Source organism: Thermomonas sp., assembly GCF_035369645.1.
Lineage (GTDB): Bacteria > Pseudomonadota > Gammaproteobacteria > Xanthomonadales > Xanthomonadaceae > Thermomonas.
This window is the reverse complement of record NZ_DAOOUM010000060.1, coordinates 8,822-12,920: the sequence shown is the minus strand read 5'-3', so window position 1 is coordinate 12,920 and position 4,099 is coordinate 8,822. Positions and strand designations below refer to the sequence as shown.

Here is a 4,099-nt window from a genome sequence, read left to right as displayed (position 1 = left end):
AAAAAGCGCCACCACAAGCGCCGCTTGGTGAGCGCCGAGTTTGCCGCGCTTTTGGTGCGCAAACTGGCAGCGGACGGCCGCTTGCATCTGGCCACCGACTGGCAGGACTATGCAGAGCAAATGTGGGATGTGCTGGATGCCACTGCTGGGTTGCGCAACACCGCCGGTCCGCGCGGGCAGGTGGCACGCCCCGCATGGCGGCCACAAACCCATTTTGAAACGCGCGGGCAGAAGCTTGGCCACGGGGTCTGGGACCTGCTGTACACCCGCTGCTGATTTGCTGATCTAGCCACAAGGACACCACGACCTAGGATGGACACCACCCTGACCCTCACCGCCGACATGCAGCTGGTGCTGGGACTGGTGTTTTTCACCATGGTGATGTTTTTGTTCGAGCGCATCCGCGCCGACGTGGTGTCGTTGGTGGTGTTGGTGCTGCTGGGCTTGACCGGACTGGTGGCCCCCGAAGACCTGTTTGGCGGGTTCTCGTCGGACGCGGTGATGAACGTCATCGCCACCATGATCTTGGGTGCCGGGCTGGATCGTACTGGCGCGCTCAACCGGTTGGCCAGCTGGTTGCTGCGGCGTGCGCATGGGGTGGAACAACGCCTGCTGCTGTTGACGCAAGCGGTGGCCGGCTTGAACTCGTCGATCATCCAAAACACCTCGGCCACCGCGCTGTATCTGCCCGTGGCATCGCGCCTGACCGCACGCACCGGCATCAGTTTGTCGCGGCTGCTGATGCCGATGTCGGCCGCCATCATCATGGGTGGCAGCCTGACCATGGTGGGCAACTCACCACTCATTTTGCTCAACGATTTGCTGGTCTCGGCGAATGCCAACATGCCCTCCGGCGCGGCGTCGCTGCAACCACTGAAAATGTTTGCGCCGCTGCCGATTGGGCTGGTGCTGCTGGCGGCCTCACTGGCCTATTTTCATTTCTTCGGCAGCCGCTCACTGCGTGAGGAAAATGCCGATGCGGTGACCCCCGCACGCACGCAAAGTTATTTCGCCCGCGCCTATGGCCTTGAAGGCGACATCCACGAACTCACTGTCACCGCCGATAGCCCTTTGGTGGGGATGAGTGTGGGCGATGCCGAAACCCAAGTCGGTGCACCGCTGTTGTTGGCGCTGCTAACCGGTACCGAATCGCGACTGGCTCCACCCGCCGACGCCCGCATCTGGGTGGGCAGCGTGCTGGGGGTGATGGGCGAACGTGAAGCAATTGCAGATTTTGCGCAAAAAAATTTCCTGCGCATGTCATCGCGGCTGCGCGCACTGGCCGATTTGTTCAACCCTAGCCGCGCGGGCATCTCGGAAGCGGTGGTACCGCCCACCTCGACCTTCATCGGCAAAACCCAAACACAACTGCGTCTGCGTAAACAGTACGGGCTGAGCTTGCTGGCGATCAATCGCGATAAACACGTGTTGCGCGACGACGTGCGCAATATCCCCATGCGTGCCGGTGACATGCTGGTGCTGCACAGCATTTGGACCGACTTGGCCGATGCCGCCAAGAGCCGCGACTTTGTGGTGGTCACCGACTACCCCAAGGACGAGCAACGCCCGCACAAGTTCAAGATTGCGATGGCGATTTTCGCGGTCAGCATGTTGCTGGCGCTGTCCTCGCGCATCCCCACCTCTATCGCGCTGATGACCGGCGTGGCCGGCATGTTGGTCAGTGGCGTGCTGAAGATGGACGAGGCCTACGCCGCGATCAATTGGAAGACCGTGTTTTTGATGGCCTGTTTGATCCCGCTGGGCTGGGCGATGGACTCCAGCGGTGCCGCAGCGTGGGTGGCGGGCCATAGCATCGACCGGCTGCCGCAGGGGATGCCGCCGTGGTTGATCGAGCTGGCGTTAGCCTTGTTTACCACCGCATTTTCAATGGTGATCAGCCATGTGGGTGCCACCATTGTGATGGTGCCCTTGGCCATCAACTTGGCCTTGGCCGTGGGCGGCAATCCCACCGCGTTTGCGTTGATCGTGGCGTTGTCGGCATCCAACAATTTCATCACCGCCTCTAACCCGTCGATCTCGATGATCACCGGTCCCGCCAGCTACACCGCCCGCGACATGTGGCGCACCGGTGGCCCGTTGACCCTGATCTACACCACCATCATCGTGGTGATGATCAACCTGCTTTATTGAGCCGCCGCAACCAGCCGGATTTCGCCGTTTTCACACTGCAACGCCACTTTGCGCAGGCTCTCGCCACGGCAGGGTCCTGCCACGCAAGCCCCTTGTGGCAACGCGAAGGTGGCACCGTGCACCGCGCACACCAATTCGCCCTGCTTGCTGCGCAAAAACTGCCCCGGACTCCAGTCCAATCGCCGCCCGGCATGTGGGCAGATATTCAACCAACCTTGCACATCGCCCGCTGCATCGCGGTACAAAATCAGCGACTCCAGTTCGCCATCAATCCAAACCTCTCGCGCATGCACACTGTCAGGCGCAAGGTCCTGCAAATTCGCCAACACTGTGCCCGCAGACCCTTCGTTTAACGAACTGCTCACACCTGCCCCACCGGTTCTGTCGATACTTGCCTCCATTGTGTCATGGCACCTATCGCCACAGGACTGCATCACGATGCCGATCTTCCAACACCGCCGTTTTCGCCGTTTCCGCAGCGTCATGTTCGACACCCCACGTCGCCCGCGCCACCCATTGCTGCGCATCGCACTAGGCGTGCTTGGCATTGCACTCTTGCTAGGATTGGTGGTGGTGGGCCTGTTTGTAGGTGCGGCGATGTTGGCCGCTGGCCTGTTGTGGCGGTTGTGGGCGCAGCGCGGCAAGCCGGTAGCGGGGCGTGCGCGTGCCGACAGCATCGACGGCGATTACCGTGTGGTTGGCAAAGCGCAACTGACCCACTGATGGACGTGATCCCGGCACCCGCGCCGCCGCGCGTTCCGGTGCGCGATCGCAGCGGCACCCAACTGGGCAGTTTTCCGGTGCGCCGCATCTACTGCGTGGGCCGCAATTTTGCCGACCACGCTCGCGAAATGGGCGCCATTGCGCCCGCGTCCAAAGCCGAACGCGGCACCCCCACATTCTTCATGAAGCCGGCCGATGCCATCGTCACCGATGGTGTGGTGCCATACCCGCCGGGTACCTGTGACCTGCATCACGAAGTGGAGCTGGTGGTGGCGCTGGGCAGTGATGCCCCGCCCGGCGTATTGCCGCCAACTGCTGCCATGGGCTTGGTGTTCGGCTTTGGCGTAGGTCTGGATTTGACCCGCCGCGATTTGCAGGCAGCAGCCAAAGCCAAGGGCCTGCCGTGGGATACCGGCAAGGGTTTTGATCACTCCGCGCCGATCAGTGCACTGTTGCCTGCGGCCGAGCTGGATGCGCTGGACACGTTGCCGATCACGCTGGATGTCAACGGTGTGCGCCGGCAAGCCTCCACCTTGGATCAATTGATTTGGGATGTACCCGAGATCCTGCACGAACTCTCCAAACTCTACGCCCTCTGCGCCGGCGATCTGATCTTCATGGGCACCCCTGCCGGCGTGGCGGCACTGCAACCTGGTGATGTTTTCGATGCACGCATTGGAGATGTATTGGAACTGCATGGCAAGATCACACCTGCCGTGGCCTGATACCCCCCAACCACTCACAAGGAATCATCGATGGGAATGCTGACCGAATTCAAAGAATTTGCCATGCGCGGCAATGTGATCGACCTTGCCGTGGGCGTGGTGATTGGCGGCGCGTTTGGCAAGATCGTCACCGCCTTGGTGGACAAAGTGATCATGCCGCCAATTGGCCTGTTGATTGGCGGTGTGGATTTTTCCAAACTCGCCCTCGTGTTGAAGGCCGCCAGTGTGGATGCGGCCGGCAAAGATGTCCCTGCGGTTGTCTTGGCTTATGGCGAATTCATCAATGCGATTTTGCAATTTGTGATTGTCGCGTTCGCCATTTTCATGGCGGTCAAAGTCATCAACAAACTGCATAAGCAACCCGAAGCCGCGCCTGCTGCACCGCCGGAACCCACCGAAGACGTGCTGCTGCTTCGCGAAATCCGCGATGCGCTGAAAAAATAACTTTCGGCACAGGAATACCAGCAAGCCCCGGGCCTAGACTCGGGGTTTCCTGTTTC

The 4,099-nt window shown here is 60.9% G+C and carries 6 protein-coding genes; 5 read left to right on the top strand and 1 reads right to left on the bottom strand.

What is annotated here, in order from left to right; translation table 11 throughout:
- The coding region (gene trmB, locus PK789_RS10475; RefSeq protein ID WP_503011942.1) for a tRNA (guanine(46)-N(7))-methyltransferase TrmB at positions 1-276 on the top strand (276 nt) is incomplete at its 5' end.
- Positions 277-312: 36 nt separating this feature from the next.
- A complete protein-coding gene (locus tag PK789_RS10470) occupies positions 313-2,151 on the top strand; it encodes an SLC13 family permease (RefSeq protein WP_324308691.1) in 1,839 nt (612 codons plus the stop codon).
- Here the strand turns inward: PK789_RS10470 and PK789_RS10465 are convergent.
- Positions 2,145-2,516: a Rieske (2Fe-2S) protein gene (locus PK789_RS10465; RefSeq protein ID WP_503011941.1), complete on the bottom strand. Its 372-nt coding sequence runs from the start codon at positions 2,514-2,516 to the stop codon at positions 2,145-2,147. The genes PK789_RS10470 and PK789_RS10465 overlap by 7 nt on opposite strands.
- Before the next feature lie 73 nt (positions 2,517-2,589).
- Between PK789_RS10465 and PK789_RS10460 the strand changes: the two genes are divergently transcribed.
- Genes PK789_RS10460 through mscL form a run of 3 tightly spaced genes read left to right on the top strand, consistent with a single transcriptional unit; the run spans position 2,590 to position 4,043 of the window.
- Positions 2,590-2,874 carry a hypothetical protein gene (locus tag PK789_RS10460; RefSeq protein WP_223627798.1) on the top strand — a complete coding sequence of 95 codons (285 nt, stop codon included), beginning with the start codon at positions 2,590-2,592 and terminating at the stop codon, positions 2,872-2,874.
- The gene (locus tag PK789_RS10455; RefSeq protein WP_324308690.1) at positions 2,874-3,599 is read left to right on the top strand and encodes a fumarylacetoacetate hydrolase family protein; all 726 of its coding nucleotides are present in this window, start codon (positions 2,874-2,876) and stop codon (positions 3,597-3,599) included. Before PK789_RS10460 ends, PK789_RS10455 begins: the two co-directional genes overlap by 1 nt.
- 30 nt (positions 3,600-3,629) lie before the next feature.
- The gene (gene mscL / locus PK789_RS10450) at positions 3,630-4,043 is read left to right on the top strand and encodes a large-conductance mechanosensitive channel protein MscL (RefSeq protein WP_324308689.1); all 414 of its coding nucleotides are present in this window, start codon (positions 3,630-3,632) and stop codon (positions 4,041-4,043) included.
- Positions 4,044-4,099: the final 56 nt, after the last annotated feature.

Coding starts and splice junctions, on each gene's coding strand:
- PK789_RS10470 (WP_324308691.1), top strand. CDS start 313: ATGGACACCACCCTGACCCTCACCGCCGACATGCAGCTGGTGCTGGGA.
- PK789_RS10460 (WP_223627798.1), top strand. CDS start 2,590: ATGCCGATCTTCCAACACCGCCGTTTTCGCCGTTTCCGCAGCGTCATG.
- PK789_RS10455 (WP_324308690.1), top strand. CDS start 2,874: ATGGACGTGATCCCGGCACCCGCGCCGCCGCGCGTTCCGGTGCGCGAT.
- mscL (WP_324308689.1), top strand. CDS start 3,630: ATGGGAATGCTGACCGAATTCAAAGAATTTGCCATGCGCGGCAATGTG.